Source organism: Burkholderia sp. Ax-1724 (assembly GCF_011752995.1).
GTDB lineage: Bacteria > Pseudomonadota > Gammaproteobacteria > Burkholderiales > Burkholderiaceae > Paraburkholderia.
The window spans coordinates 1-21,288 of sequence record NZ_VWWL01000031.1; the positions used below are offsets into that span (position 1 = coordinate 1).

Below are 21,288 nucleotides of genomic sequence, written 5' to 3' on the forward strand. Positions count from 1 at the left end.
TGCTCAATATAGCCACGTCGATCACTCCGTTCCCCCGCCCGTTGCCGAGCAGGTCAGTGTTCTACGTGGGTCAAGATTCGATGCAAATTACTGCCGAGGGTGGGTCAGGATTCCGTGCAAATCAACAAGCCGGAATCAGTATGCCGCCGCCGATCATCAGGAACGGCACGAGCGGCACGCCCCAGAGCATCGCGGGACGTGTGCAGCCTTTGAAAACGGGATCTTTGAGCGGGTGCATGGTTCGGCGCTCCCGGATCAGCTCGTCGGAATCAGCATGCCGGCGATGACGGTCGCGCAGCCGACGAAGAGCCCGCCGATGAACACGTTCGCGATATCGCCGAAGCGGGCATGCTGAAACATCATCCGGAAACCCGCCCAGATGATGGAAATCGAGCAGATCACGCCACCAACGCCGAGCAGCGTCGTCTGGATCATGTCCAGCAGCGTATTTACCTGGGACAGTTGCGCCCACACCGGAGCCGTGAACATCAGGATCGCTCCGCCAATAGCCGCTGCCCGCGCTGCTTTCCGGTCAGACAACAATCGTGCAGCCGATACACGGAAGATCCACGCTTTATTTCGATTTCCTAAATACATGACTGACTCCATTTCGACTAATTTCAACCTGTCCTGATCAAAGCGGTGGGTTAGAACACCACTGCACTACTATCCTGTTCGCGCTGCTGGTCCATGACTGGTGGTACGACAGTCGGCCCATGGCGGTCCTGTCGCAATCGCTGTCGAATGACAGATGCGGAGCGAGGTGAATGAGTGGGCGTCGGAGAGTCGATCCGTACGACCGGGATAGGTGTGATCGCCGGCACGGTCGGCACCGGTGACGATTGACCCAACGCGATGTCCACAACGCGCTGTACGTAACCCGTCCGGTAGCCAGTCAAAAAGTCGCCGCTTGCATAACAGGACAAGCCCGCGCGCAGCGCAGTCTGCACATCAACCTGAGACCCGGCCTTCGCATGGAGTTGCCTGTTCCTGGCCATCACGACGCAACCCTGGAGAATTGCGGCGCCCGCTGCCAGGTTGCGGCACGGCTCGAGTACGTTCTCCATGGTCAGGCCATAGGTCGACCAGTTCGCGCGATTGACCTGTGCGAGCCCGACGCTGAAATTCCAGCCACCCGTCTCCAGCGTGCGCATCGTTGCCATCGCTTCGGCAGCACTTGATGGTTGTCGCAGCAGCCGGCCATGCACTACGCCAATCGCATAGGGATTGAATCCGGACTCGGTCCGCACGATCGCTGCCATCGTGTCCGGGGCGATCTGGGGCGCGCATTGCTGAGCAAGCGACATAAAGTCGAGGGACATCATCAGTTCCCCCCGCCGGAGCGATCCCGCGACTCTTCCATGCGCTGAAGGAAAAGCGCCGCAGACTGCGTCGGGTCATATGGGACCTGCGGACTGCCGGCGCCATAGAATTCGATGACCGTCGGTCCCAGTCCGCCGACGTCCCACCAGACCCGCGTATAGAGTTGGCCGTCGATCTCGACGTTGATTGCACCGGTTGCCCGGCACGACAGTTCGCTCTGTTCTGCAGCACCCCAGACCAGCAGGTCCTCGCGACAGTAGCCAGCGCTCGCGAACGTGTTGGACGCGGACGTGCCCTGTGCGCCACTCGTGCCGAAATCACAGGCCGGAAACGGCTCTCCGTGACGCAGCGCTCGCCACAGTTTCTCGATCGGCGGCACGCATTCACCATACTGTTCGGGACCACCGGGGTTGGACAGGCAGAGAATGACCTGGCAGCCCCAGTCGTCCGCATGGGCGATACCCGGTGCGAAAACCGAGGTGCCTGCGAGCAGTGCCAGTGCAATCAACCAGTGCCTCGCGATATTGCGCGTCATGCGAGGCTCACGGCACCAGAGAACGACACGATCCATCTTCATGATCCACCTTCCGTCGATCCGATCCATCAGACACCGAGGTACCGAAACGGATGTGCGCGGAAAAAGAAACCCGCGGAGCTAGGGAGGCACGCCGCGGGTTCAAGGGGATCCGATCCAGAAAGCAAAAAAGCCTGCGATCATAAGATTCGCAGGCTTGCCTCATTGCAGCCACCACGCCAACTCACATACTTCGGTACATCGGGACCGCTAACGCGTACTCGGCCGTGCGTTTGCGCGTCGACCGGAACAGATTGTTGACTGCACTCTAGGCGCGATCTTGTGGTGATGCAAGCGTCAAAACTGTGGATATTTCCATTTCATCGTCCGTTCGCATCCCGGACAATCCGGCGAATTCCGGAAAATTTTTGGCCCCTCGCAGAGGGTCAACGTAAAGTCGCTATGGAATTCCCGCAAATCCACTTGATGTATTCTGAAATTGCCGCGTCGGCACTTTTCGACAAATAAGTCGTGCTTTGGGTGGAAAAATGCGCTGAGGTTGTTTCGTAGAGACTTTAGGTGGAATTGTCATTTTCCCACGACGGCTTCGACGACGATCTCGCTGCCCAGATCACCCAGACCAGCAACTGCATTCGCGGCATGCTTACCCAGATCCATCCCACGCTCGAGCGTGTTCTCGGGCCGCGCCTCGATCAATCCCGCCGTGCTCGACCTGCTTGAGCGCTACCCATCGCCCACTGCGCTTGCCGCTACCAGCGAGAGAACACTCGTCAACCGCGTGACCAGACTCGCGCCGCGCATGGGCAAGGGATTGGCGGCCGAAACGTTCAAGCGCTGAGTGAACAGGCGTGATCGTGCCCGACACGCAAGCCATCACCATCGTCATGTCCCGTTTAGCCCAGCAGCTTGCGGCCTTGTGTAAGCAACGCAACGAGATCGCGGCCGAAGTTAAACGGCAGGTGCTTGCTTGCCCTCTTTGGTCGGTCCGGACCAGCATGCCGGGACTCAGCGTCAGGACTGCCGCCAGACTCCTGGCTGAGATCGCCATAAAGCGTTCGCTTTGGCTGCGCACGGTGGCCTACGCGGGCCTCGCGCCGGGTACCCGGCGCTCAGGTTCATCGATACGCGACGAACATCCATCTTGGCCAACTCAAGGGGGCAGGTCACAAGCTCCGCACGAAACTCCCATTCGTCCACGAACAGGGATGCTAAGAAAGCGTACGTAGGAAGACACTCGCGTCGTCAAGAGACTCAAGATCGCGCACCAGTTCGATTGCTCTTTCAGTTCTCTCTCTAGACAGAGGATTGGCCGCGACGGACGCACAGTCCCGGAACTTTGTAGCGATCTGCTCCCACGACATTGGCGCTTCAGGACTACCCGGCACGTTGTCACCAAATCGAGCGAAGCTCCGGCCATCGTGCATTAAAATCTCCATGCGCCCATCGGGGATCTTCACCTTCCAGTCAAGACTACTGTCTTCCACAGGGACAACCTTCTGGGCGATCGCAAGCACCTGCGGGTCACGTAGGACTGCAGCGCTGAAATCGGAGATTCGAATCTGGCCATGCGTGGCCGCCAAGGCCACACAGAATGGAAGACTAAATTTCGCATCGACGAGAGTCGCCGGCGCGCGTCGAAGATCCAACGGATAGCACATGCGCTGGTGGAAATCCCCAACGAACACCTTGATCTGCTCGATGTCGCTCGCTTTCAGACCATGTTCCTTCATCAATTCGATCGTCGCGTGGATGTATGTATGCACATTCCCGACAGCCGGCCACGTCTTGTAAAGCATTGACGCGCCCAAGTAGTCTCTCCCCAATCCCTCGATCATCTTGTCTCGATCGTATTTCCCCCCGAAGTAGACATTGAAGATGCCTGCCTTCGCCTCGAAGAGATTCGCGACACCGGTTATACCCTTCTCCGCCAAGAGCACCGCCAATACCGCGCCTTGAGCTGTAAACCCGGCATACATTCCGCGCAAGTCGCTTCCGATGCCAAAAATGACCTCCATCGTTCCGGCTGATTGCATACTGGCAATCCCGAGTGCGTGCGCAATCTGCTCTGGAGACAGCCCCTGAATATAAGCAGCCGCAGCGGTTGCAGAGAACGCGCCGACAACCGACGAAAGGTTCCAGTCCTGACGCCACCCGACATTGCAGCGCAACCGAACGAAAAGATCCTGACCAATCGCTACACTAGTAATCAGATCACGGCCGGATATTGCCCCTTTACGTTCTGCAAGTGCGAGTGCCGCCGGAACCGCGGAGCTATCCGGGTGTGCTCCCCAAGGGGTTTGATCATCAAAATCAAGACAGTGCGCCATCACGCCGTTGGCAAAAGCCGCCGACTGCACTGGAACTTTTCCTCCAAACCCCAGCACAGAAGACTCCTCACGACCACCCGCATCCAGTACAACATCGGCGACCCCTCGCACTGCCGGCTCCATACCGCTACCGGCGAGGGTTACACCCACAATGTCAAGAATGGACCTTTTTGCCGCATCGACAGCTTCTTTCGAAAGATCTTCGAAGCGGGTATGCCAAACGTGATTCGCAAACACGCGGCAAAGGTCAGGGCTGGATAGCATAATGAATTTTGATATAGGAACTGTTTAACGCTGTAAAAAACGGTTGGCTTTGCTGAGGAGAGCAAGTCGGAAGTACGCTTCGTTGCGCAACACCGCCATCATGTAGCGACAGGCCTCGATTCGGCGATGCCACCCTCGTGCGCGTGCCCTCTGCCGACAAGAACCACGATCGCAGCGGCGACAAGATTCACTCCGGCCAGAACGAGCAGGCCCGTCATGAAACCACCTGTGTGATCTCGGAAAAAGCCCATAACGGACGGCCCGGCAAATCCACCCAAGTTGGCAATGGCATTGATCACGGCAATTGCACCCGCAGCATTCTTGCTAGGAATATTTCCGAAACACAATGGCCAGAACACCGGCATTGCGGCCCAGCAACCGATCGCCGCACAGCAAAATGCCATCATTTGCATGACCGGACCGGTCGACAACGCGGCCGCAGCCAGTCCCATGCTCGCGAACACGATGGGAATCAGTGTGTGAAAGCGTCGCTCCAACCGGGCATCCGAACGTTTCCCCCACCACACCAGACTAATCGCCGCAAGCGCATAGGGTACGGCAGAAAGGAAGCCAGTCTGCAGGTCGCTCAGACCGAACTCCTTGACGATTCTCGGGAGAAAGAAGCTAACGCCATAGGAGGCCATGACGATCGCGAAGTTGGCGACGCCGAAAAGCAATACGCGGAGGTTGAACAGAGCCTGAAAAAGACTATGGTGGTGCGCGGTCGCCAAGCTGCGCTGAGAGTCGATGGCAAGACGCTCAGTCAGATCTGCCCGTTCCTCCGGTGTAAGCCACGCCGCATCCGACGGACGGTCTGTCAAATATCTGAGCACAACGAATGAGAGGACTATTGCAGGTAACGCCTCCATGATAAACATCCATCGCCAGCCGGGTATGCCCAGAAGACCATCCAGACCTAGAAGCGCACCTGAGACAGGGCCTCCGAGCGATAGCGAAATTGGCGCGGCACAAAGGAAGAATGCCATGATGCGAGCGCGGTACGCGGCCGGGAACCAGAGCGTGACGAAGTAAGTGATTCCAGGGAAAAAACCGGCTTCCGCCGCGCCCAGAAGTAGACGTACCGTGTAGAAGCTGGGTTCGTTCGTGACGAAGGCCATTGCCCCAGACATTGCTCCCCACGTGAACATGATGCGCGCAATCCAGCGACGTGCCCCATATCGTGCGAGCAACAAGTTGGAGGGCACTTCGAGCAAGAAGTATGTCAGGAAGAATAGCCCTGCTCCGAATCCGAATGCGGAAGCCGTCAGTCCTATGTCCTGACTCATATGAACTGCGGCGAAGCCGACATTCGCACGATCGAGATAAGCAACGAAGTAGCAGACGACAATCAGCGGCATCAGCCGCCAAAACGCCTTTCTTACCGGCGCATCATTGAGAATCTTCATGTTTTGTCTCAAATATTTATAGCATCAAGGCCGATGCCTGTTCGAACTTATGTCTTCGTTGCACTGTGCTATCGCGTTCCCTGGTTATTACCATTGACGCACGCAGCTCGAAAGGTTCGACGCTGGGTCCACGACCAAATGTCGGGTCATCGTTGAACAAAAGGATTTTCTGGCGCACTCGACGCAGTTGAAATCATGACGCTCTTCGTTTCGAGGTAATCGTTGATCGCCTCCATTCCGTTCTCGCGCCCAAGACCCGATTGTTTCATTCCGCCAATTGGCATCGTGAAGCTGTAGGCTCGGTACGTGTTGACCCAGACCATCCCGGCCCTCAGCGCCTTCGACATCCGAATCGCGCGCCCCACGTCTCGCGTCCACACCCCGGCCGCCAGCCCGTAGATCACGTCGTTGCCAATTTTTATCGCATCGTCCTCGGTGTCAAAGCCGATAATCGATAGTACGGGGCCAAATACTTCTTCCTGGGCAATGCGCATGCTGCTCGACACATCAGTAAAAATCGTGGGTTCCACAAATTGTCCCGCGCCCAATCCCGCTCCCTTCGCAGCCTGCCCCCCGAGAACACATTGAGCACCCTCGGATTTGGCGAGATCGATGTAATGCAGAACCTTCTCGAATTGCGGTCGGGTAGCAATTGGGCCGATTTCCGTGTCCGTGCGCATCGGATCGCCAAGCCTCAGTTTGCGTGCAATACCGAGCAAACGTTCCGTGAATGCGTGTCGGATAGAGTTCTGCACCAACAGCCTCGACCCTGCCGTACACATCTGTCCAGATGCCCCGAAGATGCCGGCGACCGCTCCGATGCAGGCGCTTTCGAGATCCGCGTCGCCGAACACGATGTTAGGTGATTTACCGCCTAGTTCCATCGACACCCGCTTCATCGTGCGCGCCGCGGTTTCATATACCTTGGCACCGGTCACGTCGGAGCCAGTGAACGTGATCTTGGCCACGTCCGGATGCTCGACCAGCGGCGTACCGAGTTCCTGCCCAAGCCCTGTCACAACGTTGATCACCCCGTCTGGCAGCCCCGCTTCCTTTGTCAACGCTGCGAACTCAAGAGAACTCGTCGACGCGTACTCGGACGGCTTCAGTACGACGGAACAACCCGCAGCGAGCGCCGGCGCACACTTGATGGTGAAAAACATCAACGGGGAATTCCAGGCAGTAAGTGCTGCCACTACCCCGACAGGCTCACGGCAGGTGATCGCGAGCATATCGGGCTTGTCGACAGGCACCACACTGCCCTCAATCTTGTCGGTCATGCCAGCAAAGTAGTACCAGTATTCAGGAAGGTACTTCAGTTGCCCTTGCATCTCCGCGAGAATCTTGCCATTGTCCCGGGATTCGATTTCGGCCAGACGCTGCGCGTTTTTGGCATCCGCGAGCAGGTCGCCGATCCGGCGAAGAATTTTCCCGCGCTCCGTCGCGGTCATGCGGCTCCACGGTCCGTGGTACATCGCATCGTACGCCGCCGCCACGGCGCGGTCGGCATCTTCGCTGCTGCCCCGCGGAATCCGGGCCCACACCTTCCCGTGATACGGATCCACCGAGTCGAGCCATTCAGCGCGCGCGGGACCCACCCACGCTCCGTTAATCCAATGCTGATACGTCTTCATTTCGCCCGTCGCTAATGTAAGTGAGTCGATCCAGATCAAGACGCGCGCATGTCGTTACACCCCAATACCAGCGCGCGCATTATGCCTTTTCTTCTGGCTCAGTCGAACTAAACCCCCATGCGGACGGAATGCATGTAGTCACCACTGCCGACCGAAATCACTGCTCCCGTCATAAGGCGTCTCCGGCAGAGGGAATAGTTTTGAATGTGGTATCAGTCTCGCCGGACATCACTTAATCAACAAGCAATGAATTATGGACTATCATTAAGTTAAACTTCACAATCAAAAGAGGACAGGTCAGGCCATGGCATATGCCCACTTTACGCCGAGACAACTCAATGCATTTCTCACCGTCTCTGATGCTCTGAATTTCGGCAAAGCCGGGGAACGTCTAAGCCTGTCCGCGTCGGCCGTCAGTCAGCTTATCGGAGAACTCGAATCAGCGATCGGGTTTCGTTTGTTCGACCGCACGACGCGCAGCGTTTCCCTCTCGCCCGCTGGCCGCGAATTTCTTCCCTCTGCGAGAAGCGTGCTTAAGCACATCGAACTGGCACAAGCCGCTGCTGCTGACATTCGCAACCAGGCGGCCGGGATTGTTCGGGTCGCTGCTCCCATGATTCTTGCCAGCACGGTGCTTCCCGATGCGATCAAAGCCTATACCGAGGGGCGCCCCAAAGTGATTGTCCGGATCCATGATGCCGCCGTCGACAACCTCGTCGACATGGTCAACAATGCCGACGTCGATCTCGCTGTCGGCTCCGATCAGCCCGTCGGAAATGATATCGTGCGCGTCGATCTTTTCAAGAGCCCGTGGGTGCTGTGGTGTCCGGCGAGTCATCCTTTGGCGAAGCGCCGTGAAATTTCCTGGGCGCAGTTGAGGCAACAGTCGCTCGTCGTCGCGGGGCGCGACTACGAACGCACGGTATCGCTCACGCACGGCAGCGTCACCGAGGAGAACCGCATTATTCCCGTGGACATCGTCGATAACATCAGCACAGCCTTCGGCATGGCTGCTGCAGGGCTCGCGCTAACCCTCGCGCCGGCCTATGTCGGCCTGTTGGGGCGACCGCTCGGCCTGATCATGCGCCCGATCGTGCAGCCGGAAGTGATCCGCCAAGTTTGCCTTTACCATTCGGCAACCCGCACGGTGTCCCCGGCTGCCGAAGGTTTTCGGGAGCATTTGATCAAATGGCTTGGAGACAGAGACGATCTAGGCAAGCGCGGAAGGGGTGCTTCCGCGTCGAAACGCGCACTACACAAGACGCCACCTCGGTGAAGGCAAGGGGGAGTCCGCGGGATAGTCGGAGAAGTTTGTGAGACTGGAGAAAGCATATGGCTGCATAACCGATGGCCTCTGGACGACGAAAAAATAAAACCTCACACGTCGGCCGAGGGGAAAGTCGCGCAGGATATCGGCCGCAGCGATATTGCCCGTTTCAGCGTTCGGCGAAAACAAGTAGAGACAAGCCTTGCACGGCTATATTCAAGAAAACTTACCGTCGAACATGCAAAAAGTGACTGGACGTACCGGAGGAGGCAGCAATACCCTTGTCAGATACAACACAGTTATGCATAGGTGCAATCATCGATTGCAGCCAACATCATGAGACACGATTTTTTCGGAAGCTTCACGCGGCACAGCAATCTGTTCCAGGCAGACAGATTTGCACAAGACTCAAATGCTTGACTTTCCTATCATTGATTCGCATATCCATCTGCTTGATCGGACGCGTTTCAGCTACTCATGGTCTGCAGGCTCTTCATGGGCCACGGGTACAACAAAGCTGAATCGGGACTGGACTGCGGACGACCTGACGAGCTATGCCAAGCCGTATCAGGTGGAGGGGTTCGTCTTCGTCGAAGCCGATGTGGATATGCCTCACTATATGGCCGAGGCGGAATGGGTAGCGTACACGGCGTCGAACGACGCGCGCATCATGGGTTGCGTTGCCTGCCTTCCCCTTGAGCGTGGTCCCGCGATCGAGGTCGAAATAGCGCGCATCGCGGCTCTCAGGCCCGTATGTGGCGTGAGACGTCTGATCCAAAACCAGCCCGATCCGGACTTTGTATTGCAACGCAACTTCCTCGATGCTCTCAACCTGTTACCGAAGTACGACCTCACCTTCGACGTCTGCATCGACCACGACCAGTTCGAGAATACTATCGAGATGATACGGCGGTGCCCTAGTGTCTCATTCGTGCTGGACCATATCGGTAAGCCGGATATTAAAGCGAAACGCATCGAACACTGGTGTCACCACATTCGTGAATTGTCTGCATTGAAAAACGTAGTCTGCAAACTTTCAGGTGTATTGACTCAAGCAAATCATGCCACTTGGACGCAAGACCAAGTTATTCCGTATATCGAGCACGTTATCGACTGCTTCGGTGTGGATCGCGTCTTATTTGGAGGAGACTGGCCCGTGCTTGAGCTTGCCGCAAGCTATCGGGAGTGGGTCGATATTGTTGACCGGGCTACAGATATCTTGGACGCTGACGACAAGCGCAAGATATTCCGCGACAATGCAATAAGAATATATCGCCTCAAGTAAACTCGGCCGTAGATATTCAGCGCTTCGATGGACGGTGCTGAAGAATGGTTTCGAATTCAAAAAACGTGATATGAACGAGCAATCATGAGGTCCCGTGCTGCTTGCCTTGCACGAGGTTTTAACGTAAGCAGCGCGGCGGCTAATAAGAATCGTTTTTGGTTCTTTTGCTATAGCCATGCCCCTGTCGAAATGCACTGGGTTTTACCTGAACGAATGGATCAACGTTCTGCTTATCAGCGTACTACTTCGTTCGCAAACCAGCTTCCTTGAACTGCTGTGCGGGTGCATGATTTTGCCCGAAGGATAGGTGAGCCGCGCGGTCTCGGCCATTGGCCGTACGCGCCACTGGACAGTATATTCCAAGGTCCTGGAGCGCAGGACCAAGCGGATGGTGCCACTTGCGCAAGCGCTGCTGAGACTGGTGCCTGCTGTCTTGCGCACTGCCCCTGCGTCTGCTGGAAGTCATGCGCAGGTTTTCCAGTATGCTGCTTAAATTATCGTGAGCGATTATCCCGTGCCGGCTGAGAGGCTACGTCAGGCGACACCGCACTGGATGCAGTACACGCACACCACGCACGCGATTGCCCAAGGTATCGAACTGAGCGCCGTCCGGGACAACTTACCTTGCCGAAATTCAGTGCATCGGAGACGGTGAGAAATGCATCGAGTTGTCTCGGCGTAAAGTGGGCATATGCCATGGTCTGACCTGTCCTCTTTTGATTGTGAAGTTTAACTTAATGACAGTCCATAATTCATTGCTTGTTGATTAAGTGATGTCCGGCGAGACTGTTACCACATTCAAAATCGACTCACTTACCAGGGCATTCCGGCTGAGACCAACATAGACATATCCTGTTTTTGCGCTTCGCGTAAACGGGCCCAGGAGTGCAGCCCATGCCCAGACCAGTTCGCCGAACCATTTCTCCACCATCAGTTGCAACCGCATCGGCGATGGCCCACTAAGCGGGCTTTTCCCTACCGCTGGTAGGAGAACAGCAGTGTCGGACGCACGCCGCCCCGCCCCCTGAATATAGTTGCACGCACGGATTAGAGACAAAGTGAATTATATGGATCGAGATTCAAACTTGTGGGACGACATCGTCGTCGGAGCGGGAAGCGCGGGCTGCGTCGTGGCTGCTCGCCTCAGCGAGAACACCTCGCGGCGCGTTCTCGTCATTGAGGCCGGCCCCCCGGATGTGTGGCTCATGAAACCGTTTGGCCTCAGCTATTACCTTGACTTCTCGCGCTTCGAGTGGGGCTATTGGTCCCAGTCCGACTCCACCCGCAATATGCGAACCGACCATTGGCGGCGCGGACGCGTTGTGGGCGGCAGCGGCAGTATCAATGGCATGAACTACGTGCGCGGCGCCCGTGCCGACTACGACCGTTGGGCTGCCATGGGCAACGTCGGCTGGTCGGCCAATGACGTCATGCCCCTGTTCCGGGACATGGAGCGTTGCGAGCCCGGCTACCATTCGCCGCCTGACTACTCAATTCGCGGCGATTCTGGTCCACTGCCCATCCGGGAGGTGCGGCACTGCCATCCGCTCACGGAAGCGTTTCTCGAAGCTGCACAAGCGGCCGGCATTCCGCGCACACACGATTTCAACGGTGCGCAGCAAGAAGGGGTTGGCTACGGACAATTCAACCAGCGCCGAGGAATGCGAGTGAGTTCAGTCGATGCATGGCTCAAACCGGCCTTGCAGCGCAAGAACCTGGAACTGATCACGGATGCGCTCGTACACAAATTGCTGGTAAAGGAAGGTAAGGTTACGGGCGTCACCTACGAACGCGATGGCGTCATGCACGAGGTCCGGGCCGGCCGCGTCATCTTGTGCGGCGGAGCGATCAATACGCCACAGCTTCTGATGCTATCGGGCATCGGCGATGGGGAGGAACTGCAAGCGCTTGGCATCGATGTTGTGCTGCACCAACCTGGCGTTGGACGCAACTTGATGGAACATCCCCTCATTAGGCCAAGTTGGCGCGTGAAGCGGCCTAGCTACAGCCCCACAAGCAACTGGTTGCGAATGGCAGGCTTTGGAGCCAAGTTCTTGTTGACGGGGCAAGGACCGCTTGCCACGATTACAGAGGCCATGGGATTCCTGAGGACTTCATCCGCGGAACCCATGCCGGATGTACATATGCTTTTCTCGGTCGCAGGCGCGGTCAATGACGACGAGCTCAAGTTCTACAAGAGCCTGAAGGTGCTGCCATATCCGTCGTTCTCAATGGTGCTCGATAAGAGCTATCCCTTGAGCCGGGGCACCATCCGTCTCGCCAGCGCAGACCCTAAGGCGGCGCCGTTAATCGAACCCAACCTTCTGGCGGATGCCGGCGATGTGGAAACGTTGGTGAAAGCGATAAGACTTCTGCGTCGTATCGTCTCCAAGTCACCGTTGGCCGATATGGTGATGGAGGAGGTAGAACCAGGCCCACACGTTACCTCCGAAGCAGCGTTGGCGGAATACGTCAAGGCCCGTGCCGGGCTAGCGTATCACGCGTCGGGCACCTGCCGCATGGGAGTCGATGAAAAGGCAGTAGTGACGCCCGACCTCAAGGTAAGAGGACTGGAGAACCTCTGGATCGCCGATGCGTCGGTGATGCCTGACCTGATCAGCGGAAACATCAATGCGGCATGCATGATGATCGGTGAGAAGCTGGGGCGGCAGCTCAGAAACTGATAGGTGCGGACCTGCTCATGCTGCGACAGGACGGATTGGATATCTCCCGGCTCCCGACAAGGAGCGTGCGTTCCAGAGTCTCAGACCACGCCAAGCCGATGGAAGCTCGCAATACCGCGTTCGGTCGTATTGCCTTCCACATGATCAATGGCGTCGGCACTCGAGACATAACAACTATCGCGGCTCAATGGCTGGCCCGCACGTACCCCTGTCAACGCTTCGCCGCATGCCTCGCGACATACGGCGCATGATGAAGTACGCTCGAATCGAAAGTTACGGCCGACAATGGCGGTTTCGCTGCTCTGTCGGGCGCTGTGCGTCAGTCCCAGTGGCTACCACGCGCGCAAGGCCCAGGATGTCGATACGGATCATCCACGCCGACGCATCAGCACGATGCCCTGCTGGTCCATATCAAGATCGTTCACTCTGAATCCAAAGGCGAATACGGCTGGCTGTACCCGATGGTCGTCCTCGACCTGCTCAGACGTCAGGTGGTGGGCTGGTCGATGCAGTCGCATATGCGCACGGAGCTGATATCCGACGCGCTGCGTATGGCGTGGTTTAACCGCCTGCCGGAAGCAGGCCTGATCCTTTATAGCAACCGAGGTAGCCAAGTATTGCAGTCGTGACTTCCAGGACCTGCTCAAGGGCTACGGCATGCGTAGCTCGATGAGCCGTCGAGACAATTGCTGAGACACTCAGTCCAAAATACGCCCTGAACTTCGGACCGATCTGACCCGTGCTGGGGTTGGCCGAGCTGCCTTGGCATTGACCTGCCGCTCGGGCTCCAGCGCCCCCCGAGCGTTGCCGGGCCTAGCGTTTGTGACCTGATAGGAGCGTTGTCCTGCGCCGTGAGTGTCCTGTCCAGCGAGTCGGGTTGGGTGATGCGCTCGCCACGACGGAAACACACATGGAACAACATGAAGTCACTCCGGGTATCGATACGCATCTCAATACGCATCGGTGCAGTAATCGTAAGCGGGTCCTCATCACCGTGTAGATTTCGTCGTTGAGTTTGGCTACTTTGGTGTCCACCAAATGTGAACTGACCCCGCAAAGTTGGACACTTGTGCGGGGGAGTCTTGTGGGCAAGTATTCGGAAGAGACGAAGCTCTCGGTCGTGAAGGATTATTGTTCGGGAACGGCGGGGCTGAAAGTTGTTGCTCGCCGCCATGGAGTGAATGTTACGTCGCTATTCAAATGGCGTCGTCATTATCTTGCCGGCGATTTCGGCATGCCTGACGTTCCGTTGCCAGAGGCGCCTGCACTCAACTGGCTACCAGTGGCCGTAGCTGAGCCTTTACCGGAAGCGCCGGCGTGCCCATCGTCGGACAGCGGCAGCACGTACGAGGTCGAATGTGGCGAGGTCCGGCTACGTTTGAGCACTGACACACCCATCGCAACCCTGATCAAGATTGTGCGAGGTCTTGCCCGATGAGCCTGCTGATGCTGCCGTCCGCCATTGGCCTGCCGTCCGGATCCCGCGTGTGGCTGGCCGCAGGAGTCACCGACATGCGGGCCGGATTCAACAGTCTCGCCGCCAAGGTGCAGACCGTGCTTGAACGAGATCCGTTCTGCGGTAAGCGTTCGAACGAGGCCGTACTTCCGGGAGTTGACGGGCGTTGGAGGAGCGGCTATCGAATGGGCCTGGCGTTCGCGGCTGCAGGCAAGTGCGGTGCGACGTTCCAGGGCAGCAGTTCGTCGATGCGGTCGCCGGATGCTCGGCAATGCGCTCAAGTACGTAGGCGAGATACGCTTCGTGCTCGCACGCATCGCCGACCATGCGATTAACCGCATCGACGAACTCGCACCGTGGGTCGTCGCGGGTCAGCTCCGCACTACAGTCTGAAGATCCAGATCTTCTGCCAAGACTCGCTAGTGCCACGCTTACCTTGAATGTACGTCACGCTGCTTAGAGAATCCCGCGCTCGATTCCTCGCTCGCAAACGGGGCGCGTTACTTGATCGCTGAGCGGCTCGTCCAATGCTCTTGCGGCGTATCCGCCCACGTCGAACCAAGGGGTTGCATCGAAAGCCACGTTTCAACGAGCTTGCCTCCTTCCGTCCGGTAGGACTGCATGCCTGCTCGAGTGCGAGCCTCTCCGGTAGCTGGATCTGTCCACTTGAAGGCGAAGCGGAACCATGCACGATCGCCCTCAAACGAATGATCATAGACAACGACCCGGATGCCAGGTCGCTCCTGTTGAACCTTTGCAATTTCTGCTGCGTAAGCGTCCCGCGACACCGTCCGGTCACCGGCTTCGTCATGCCGGATGTAGTGCGATCCTACGCAGTCCGCGACGAGGTCAAATCGCCCTTCGTGCCATACTTGCTCCCAGCGGTCGAACAGATCGCGCAGCACCGTATTCTCAGACATCGACTAACTCCGTTTCCGTTGTGGTTAGGCGGAGATTTTACCGGAGGGCATCAGTCACGAACGGTGAACACCGACCACTTGCAATTAACCACACCGACGAACTTGCAGCGTAGGTCGTTGCCGCTCAGTCCCGCACCGCAGTCTGAAGAATTCGATCTTCAGTCAAGACGTCGCTGATGCCGCGCTTACCAGTAATCAGCGAAACAGGGAAGCTCCTTGGAACCCTGTCGGTGACCGACGACACAGCGAGATATCTCAAGTTGCAGACACGGGAGAATTCTCTTGGTCATCCGCACCGCGCCGGCGTCGAGGGGACCGGCACCTATGGCACATGCTTGGCCCGCGTGCTGCGAGATCATAAGATCGAAGTGCCGGAGAGCAATCATCCTGATCGGGCTACGCGTCATTCACGCGGAAAATCCGATCCAACCGATGCGGGAAACGCCGCGCGGGCGTTCCTCGCCAGAACGGACAGCGGAACCCCTTGAAAATCTTACCTGCTCTCTTCCGCAACGCGGAATGCACTGTCAGGTGCGGTCACGCCTGCGGATGTACGCAGCCGCACGCCTTTGGTCTCCGGGACAAACTGCGTCAAGATGAGACAAACGATGGCAACGAAAGCAACGTAGTACGCAGGCGCGAGAGGAGACCCAAATCCGCGAACAAGAAGGGTCGCAATGAAAGGCGTTGTCCCCCCGAAGACGGCAACACTCAACTGATATGAGATTGCATGCCCTGTAGCGCGAAATGAGGTAGGAAAGAATTCTGGCGCGGCGACAAAACAGGCGCCACCATACAAGCCAACACCGACCGTAAGCAGCAACTGGCCCCAAAGTGCACCGCTAATAGTTCCGTTGGCAGCGAGATATACCCCAGGATATACCGCAAAGGCCAACCATAAGGCACCTAGCGTAAGGATGCGCTTCCGGCCAAAACGGTCACTTAACACCCCGCCAATCGGAATCATGAACGACAACACAACGGTGGCCGCACCGTTTGTAAAAAGCGCGGTCGTTGGTTCCAGCTTTGCCACACGGACAAGAAACGTGTACATGAAACCCAGAAGCAGGTATGAACCGACAGTCTGGATTGGTTGAATCATGGCGACGTTGAGCATCCCTCGAAGACCGCCTGCTCGGAGGGCTGCGCCAAGCGGGCTCTTCGAATCCGTCCTTCGCGTGGCTTGCTTAAACTCCTCGGGTTCGTCCAGATCACGTCGGAGCCAAAATCCAACAATCCCGATGAGTCCGCCCGCAAGGAAAGGAACACGCCAAACCCAGTCTGCATACGAACTCCCCCTCGCTCCCAGTTGAAGAGCAATCATCAACCCGGCTACAAGAGCATTGGGTAGATGCGAGAAGACCAAGGTGAGGCCTATCCATCCTCCTCTGCGGTCGTCAGGTGCCGACTCGAGAATGAAGCTGGTGGTTCCGGTCGTCTCACCGCCCAACGCAAGACCTTGAGCGATTCGGCACACGACCAGAAGTACAGGAGCCGCGATACCAACTTGAGCATAGGTAGGCAGAAGACCTATCACGGCGGTGCCAAGCGCCATCAACCAGACTGTCGTCGCCATAACCTTTACGCGCCCGACCCTGTCTGCCATAACACCAAATAACAATCCCCCTAGCGGGCGAGCAAAAAAGGCGACTGCGTAGACGGCAAAGGTGCTTAGCAATGCCGCAGTACGGTCACTCCCTGGAAAGAAATGGACCGAAAGAATCGGAACCGAAAATCCGAATACCGCAAAATCGTAGATTTCTCCGAAGTTGCCGATCGAGCCGGCGGAGAGCGTCCGGATCGCACTTTGCTTTGCCACGTTTCCTCCAAACAAACTGCGCACTAGACGCGCAACAGACAGTTCACCGTTACTCAAACCAGTGCCCGCCTTCGAGTTATGTTGAACACTATTGGCGGACAGAACTGGACACGTTTAGTCAGTGGCACCGATCTATATGATCCGACTGAGACGAAGAATGTCCGGAAGCCCGAAGTCCCTAACGTTCGGCTTCGCTAAGCCTTGCGCGAGTGCTACTTTCGTCGCGATCTCATAAGCTACCGATCGTTCGCGTAACAACGCACACAGCCCCTCCGACAGAATCTCCCTGTCGACTACCGTGAGAAAGTCGATGTGATTTTGATCGGTATTATTCACGAACGGCTCCTGAAACAGTCTGCGATTCGAGACTGCGCCCAACGTTCTTAGACGGGCCGGAGTAAACCCAGCTTCCGCAGACCGCCGCACTCCAGCCCTTTGTCCAAAGACCTGCTTGAAGAGAATTTATTTCGACACGCCTGCCATATGGCATATAGAAGGTAGATCCCTTACATCCCAAGACCGGGTTTTATCGCTTGCGTCGGCGAGCACCACCCACCGTATAGATAGCAGCTGCCGAGACAACCACAGTTCCCTCGATGACGCCTTGATAGTTCGCGCCAAGGTTCAGAATGTTGAATCCGTTCGTCAGCGTGAATAGCAGCAGTGCACCTGCCAGCGTCTTAATAACCGAGCCGGCGCCGCCAAACAATGATGTCCCGCCAAGAATGGCCGACGCAATGACGGTGAGCTCTGCGCCTTGCATTGCAGTCGGATTCACTGCGCCGAGCCGGCTCCCGAAAAGAACGCCGCCGAAGCCAGCCGCCGCACTACAGAGGATGAAACCCGCCATCTTGTAACGCTGGACGTTGATCCCGGACAAACGGGCAGCCTCTGGATTACCACCAACCGCGTAAACGCGCCGACCGATAGTCGTCAGGTTCAGGACAAACCAGACTACGATCGTGAATACGAACATATACACAACAGGTTTCGGCATCGAAATTGACATTCCACCCGCCCACACAAGAGCCAAACAACATACCGCGCCAATGATCATGCCAAGCGACGTCACGGACACGTTACGCGCCTGACGACGTGCTCGCACCAGAGACCGTAGACCTGCCAACAACAAACCAGCGGCAATGATAATCAGCGGAATTGCGATCGGAAATCGACCCGATTCAAACATTCGCATTGCTTGCAATGCCTCGGGTGTCTGCACCGACAACGACTGTCCATCGGTGTAGATCTGGACAACACCACGGATTGCGGTGAGTGTCCCCAATGTAACGATGAATGCATTGATGCCGAGATACTGGACGATTGCACCGTTCAGCAAGCCTGCCAGAATCGAAACCAGCATCGCAACTCCCGCTGCTGGCCAAAACCCGAGTGTATCTGCCAGACTCACAAGTACTGCTGCCGAAAGGGCTGCCACCGATGCAACAGAAAGATCAAAGTTCCCTGTAATCAGTATCACCGTCATTGCCACGGCCATAATCGCGACCAACGACGCCTGATATAGGACATTCGAAATGTTGCTCAAACTGAGGTAGCTTGGTCGGCCCGTGTAAACTGTCACGAACGAGATCGCTGATACCAACAAGACGAGAGCGTAATAAACGCCCATCTCGCGCAGGCTGAACAGGCGCCGCCAATCGGTCATTTGTCTCTGAACTTCAGGTGAGCTACCGCCCGTTGGCCCACCCAATGACGTATCGCTACCGCGAGAGGGGCTGGAATGTGTTGAGGTTGTGAGATTCATGATTACTCGCTCTACAAGGATTGCACGTTTCTTAGCTGTGCGTCATCGGAATTCGCACCGTGGCCGCCGGCCAGCAGGACCAGTTCATGCTCGGAGGTCTCGTGGCCAATGCGCTCGGCGATGCAACGTCCGTCACGCATAACGAGTATTCGACTGCTCACCGCAAGGATTTCCTCGAATTCAGACGAAACAATGATGACAGCCTTGCCAGCGGCGGCAAGCTCCCTAACAAGCAACAAGATGTCCGTTTTCGCTCCAATGTCAATGCCAGCGGTAGGCTCGTCCAGGAGGAACACCTTCACGTCACTGAACAACCATTTAGCGATTGTCACCTTCTGTGCATTGCCACCGCTGAGTTCGGTCACGAGAATATCGGGCGAACTTGCCTTAATGGATAGCCGCCGGATAGCCTCGGCTCCGCGTTCCAGTTCACGCGCTTTGTCAGGCAGCCAGCGACCACGTGCAACGCCATCGAGTGCCGGCAGTGTCGTATTACGCCAAATTTCGAAGCCGGGTACGAGACCTTGTGCCATGCGGTCTTCAGGGACTAACCCAAGACCCGCTCGCACTGCCGAAGCAGTCGACTTCCGAATTTTTTCGCCATCGACAAGGACATCGCCGGTGGCATCTGGATCAGCGCCAAAAATCGCATGAAGTAGCTCGCTACGACCTGAGCCAAGGAGACCTGCGATGCCGATGACCTCCCCCGCGCGCACGTTCAACGAGATCGGCTCCAGCTTACCGATCGACGCCAAATCTTTGACCTCTAGCAACACGGGTGCTCCGGCGTCAATCATTTGCGGTGGTGCTTTTTCTAGCGCAACGATCTGCCTACCAACGATGGCTTCTGCGATACGCGATTCGTCGAGTTCGCTCGTCGCCGCGTCAACCACGGCTTGCCCGTCGCGCAGAATGGTCACTCTATCGGTGAGCGCCACGACCTCGTCCAGAAAGTGAGAAACGAAGAGGATCGCCTTACCTTCCACCCGCGAAAGTTGCCGCACGATTTTGTACACCACCTCCCGCTCGTTCGCCGCGAGTGAGGCGGTCGGCTCGTCCATGACGATCAAATCCGCTCCCGTTCCAAGGGCCTGCAGAATCGCAACCATTTGACGTTGACCAATGGAGAGATCGCTGACCAGGCCGTCTGGATCTAGCCAATATCCAATTCTTTGACACAAGTCCGAATAGCGCATCCGAATCGCTGAATTACGGCGCCACCGGCCTTCCTCGCTCAGGAATACGTTCTCGAGTACCGATAGCGTCGGGACCAAGGGAATGTGCTGGTGAATCGTTGCGATTCCCATGTCATTTGCCGTTTTCGGAGTCGAATACTCAACGGCCGCGCCCTTCCAAACGATCTGTCCACCCGAGGCTGGCAACGAGCCAGAAAGGATCTTGATCAGGGTCGACTTCCCGGCGCCATTAGCACCTAGGAGCCCGTGAACGGTGCCACGCGAAACCTCAAGGTTTACTCCGCGTAGCGCTACAAGACCGTTTGGAAACGTCTTCGTCACACCCTGTAGCCGCAAGAGCGGGAGTTCATTTACCATTTCGTTGCCTCCTTCCGTCTCGTTTGCCTTCACTCCTGCCTACCACTCGGGCACGCAACTGGAAAGCGTGGCTTTCGTCACCTCTGGCGTGTCAACGTCAACGAACTTCGCTTTCTGTCCGTTTTGATTTTTCACCGCCGCATACAGCGCCTTGAATGCAAGCTCACCCATTTTCTCAGGTTGAATACAGACCGTACCGTCGACATCGCCGACTTTGACCGCGTTGATACCAAGCTTGGATCCGCCTCGGCTGACCAGCTTTGCGTGGGATCCAGCAGCACGGACAGCTCGGGCACAGCCGATAACCATGTCGTCGGCCTGATTAAAGAAGAGGTCAACGTCCGGATGAGCCGTCAGAATGTTTTGGCAAACGGACTCGCCCTGCTCCGGCGTCCAGTCGGTAGGCTGCGAGGCGACTATTTGATACTTGATGCCGGCTTTATCTAAACCTTCTTTGAACCCCTTCGTCGTCTGCCATACCGTGGGATATCCCGGGGCCCCCTCGACAATTGCGATTTTTGCCGTCCGATCCTTCGGGAGCAGCTTTGCCGCAATCTGGGCCGCGTCATATCCGACGTGAACCTCGTCACTGGCTACGAGTGCGGTCAGCTTCGGATAGACATCACCGATCGCGTGCTTTTGAGGATCACCAATCTGCGTTGCGACCGCGACGAACGGAATATTGTGAGAAGTAGCGCGATCGACCCATGATTGCGCGACCACCGCGTCGATTGGCAGCACGGCGATTCCATCGATTTTCTGAGCGATCAAATCATCGACGGCGTTTCCTTGCTTCTCCACGCTAGTCTTCGCGTCAAGCACGATAGTTTTGACGCCTGCCGCCTTTGCTGCCGCCTCAAACCCCCTCGCTGCTGCCACGTTGAAAGGGTATTGCATCCCTGCAGACACATATCCCAGAGTGATGTCCTTGGCAAAAACAGCGTTTGTAAGAAACGCCGCAGCACCAGCCAAGCCTACGCAGGCCAAGGTCTTCAAACACTTTTTCATTGCCGTCTCCACTTCATTTCTCTTTGTCTGAATAACCGATCG

Annotated in this window: 15 protein-coding genes and 5 pseudogenes; 7 read left to right on the top strand and 13 right to left on the bottom strand. The window is 56.8% G+C overall.

Annotated features, from left to right (window positions below; translation table 11 throughout):
• Positions 1–127: 127 nt before the first annotated feature.
• The 4 genes and pseudogenes from F3J19_RS28770 to F3J19_RS28785 all read right to left on the bottom strand — a co-directional run.
• Positions 128–238, bottom strand: a pseudogene (locus tag F3J19_RS28770) (VirB3 family type IV secretion system protein); the annotation flags it as partial.
• Positions 239–255: 17 nt separating this feature from the next.
• On the bottom strand, positions 256–597 hold the full coding sequence (locus tag F3J19_RS28775) for a TrbC/VirB2 family protein (protein ID WP_167049281.1): 342 nt from the start codon (positions 595–597) through the stop codon (positions 256–258).
• 50 nt (positions 598–647) lie between these two features.
• Positions 648–1,322: a lytic transglycosylase domain-containing protein gene (locus F3J19_RS28780; protein WP_167049369.1), complete on the bottom strand. Its 675-nt coding sequence runs from the start codon at positions 1,320–1,322 to the stop codon at positions 648–650.
• Between the two features lie 2 nt (positions 1,323–1,324).
• Positions 1,325–1,858, bottom strand: coding sequence for a hypothetical protein (locus tag F3J19_RS28785; protein ID WP_240159313.1), 534 nt, complete (start codon positions 1,856–1,858; stop codon positions 1,325–1,327).
• Between the two features lie 582 nt (positions 1,859–2,440).
• On the opposite strand from F3J19_RS28785, the pseudogene F3J19_RS28790 reads away from it, so the two are divergent.
• Positions 2,441–3,000, top strand: a pseudogene (locus F3J19_RS28790) (transposase); the annotation flags it as partial.
• Between the two features lie 66 nt (positions 3,001–3,066).
• Here the strand turns inward: F3J19_RS28790 and F3J19_RS28795 are convergent.
• The 3 genes from F3J19_RS28795 to F3J19_RS28805 all read right to left on the bottom strand — a co-directional run bounded on the left by F3J19_RS28795 (position 3,067) and on the right by F3J19_RS28805 (position 7,489).
• On the bottom strand, positions 3,067–4,422 hold the full coding sequence (locus tag F3J19_RS28795; RefSeq protein ID WP_345891073.1) for an MmgE/PrpD family protein: 1,356 nt from the start codon (positions 4,420–4,422) through the stop codon (positions 3,067–3,069).
• A 125-nt stretch (positions 4,423–4,547) separates the two neighbouring features.
• Entirely contained in the window at positions 4,548–5,855 is a 1,308-nt protein-coding gene (locus tag F3J19_RS28800; protein ID WP_167049287.1) for an MFS transporter, read from the bottom strand.
• Between the two features lie 146 nt (positions 5,856–6,001).
• Positions 6,002–7,489 (bottom strand): aldehyde dehydrogenase, encoded by a 1,488-nt coding sequence (locus F3J19_RS28805; RefSeq protein WP_167049371.1) that lies wholly within the window; start codon positions 7,487–7,489, stop codon positions 6,002–6,004.
• A gap of 304 nt (positions 7,490–7,793) precedes the next feature.
• Between F3J19_RS28805 and F3J19_RS28810 the strand changes: the two genes are divergently transcribed.
• The 5 genes and pseudogenes from F3J19_RS28810 to F3J19_RS28825 form a co-directional block, all read left to right on the top strand.
• The gene (locus tag F3J19_RS28810; protein ID WP_167049289.1) at positions 7,794–8,765 is read left to right on the top strand and encodes a LysR family transcriptional regulator; all 972 of its coding nucleotides are present in this window, start codon (positions 7,794–7,796) and stop codon (positions 8,763–8,765) included.
• Between the two features lie 403 nt (positions 8,766–9,168).
• Entirely contained in the window at positions 9,169–10,041 is an 873-nt protein-coding gene (locus F3J19_RS28815; RefSeq protein ID WP_167049291.1) for an amidohydrolase family protein, read from the top strand.
• 484 nt (positions 10,042–10,525) lie between these two features.
• Positions 10,526–10,663, top strand: a pseudogene (locus tag F3J19_RS32860) (site-specific integrase); the annotation flags it as partial.
• 463 nt (positions 10,664–11,126) lie between these two features.
• The gene (locus F3J19_RS28820; protein WP_167049293.1) at positions 11,127–12,725 is read left to right on the top strand and encodes a GMC family oxidoreductase N-terminal domain-containing protein; all 1,599 of its coding nucleotides are present in this window, start codon (positions 11,127–11,129) and stop codon (positions 12,723–12,725) included.
• Between the two features lie 250 nt (positions 12,726–12,975).
• Positions 12,976–13,415 (top strand): annotated as a pseudogene (locus F3J19_RS28825) (DDE-type integrase/transposase/recombinase); the annotation flags it as partial.
• A 944-nt stretch (positions 13,416–14,359) separates the two neighbouring features.
• On the opposite strand, the pseudogene F3J19_RS28840 reads toward F3J19_RS28825, so the two are convergent.
• Positions 14,360–14,490 (bottom strand): annotated as a pseudogene (locus tag F3J19_RS28840) (transposase domain-containing protein); the annotation flags it as partial.
• Between the two features lie 191 nt (positions 14,491–14,681).
• On the bottom strand, positions 14,682–15,101 hold the full coding sequence (locus F3J19_RS28850; protein ID WP_167049297.1) for a nuclear transport factor 2 family protein: 420 nt from the start codon (positions 15,099–15,101) through the stop codon (positions 14,682–14,684).
• Between the two features lie 176 nt (positions 15,102–15,277).
• Between F3J19_RS28850 and F3J19_RS28855 the strand changes: the two genes are divergently transcribed.
• The gene (locus tag F3J19_RS28855; protein WP_240159315.1) at positions 15,278–15,589 is read left to right on the top strand and encodes an IS110 family transposase; all 312 of its coding nucleotides are present in this window, start codon (positions 15,278–15,280) and stop codon (positions 15,587–15,589) included.
• A gap of 5 nt (positions 15,590–15,594) precedes the next feature.
• Here the strand turns inward: F3J19_RS28855 and F3J19_RS28860 are convergent, their stop codons facing one another.
• The 4 genes from F3J19_RS28860 to F3J19_RS28875 form a co-directional block, all read right to left on the bottom strand.
• Positions 15,595–16,920, bottom strand: a complete 1,326-nt coding sequence (locus tag F3J19_RS28860; protein ID WP_345891074.1) for an MFS transporter — start codon at positions 16,918–16,920, stop codon at positions 15,595–15,597.
• 526 nt (positions 16,921–17,446) lie between these two features.
• Positions 17,447–18,685 carry an ABC transporter permease gene (locus F3J19_RS28865; RefSeq protein ID WP_240159318.1) on the bottom strand — a complete coding sequence of 413 codons (1,239 nt, stop codon included), beginning with the start codon at positions 18,683–18,685 and terminating at the stop codon, positions 17,447–17,449.
• Positions 18,686–18,696: 11 nt separating this feature from the next.
• Positions 18,697–20,238, bottom strand: a complete 1,542-nt coding sequence (locus F3J19_RS28870; protein ID WP_167049299.1) for a sugar ABC transporter ATP-binding protein — start codon at positions 20,236–20,238, stop codon at positions 18,697–18,699.
• Between the two features lie 39 nt (positions 20,239–20,277).
• Positions 20,278–21,246, bottom strand: a complete 969-nt coding sequence (locus F3J19_RS28875) for a sugar ABC transporter substrate-binding protein (RefSeq protein ID WP_167049301.1) — start codon at positions 21,244–21,246, stop codon at positions 20,278–20,280.
• Between the last annotated feature and the right edge of the window lie 42 nt (positions 21,247–21,288).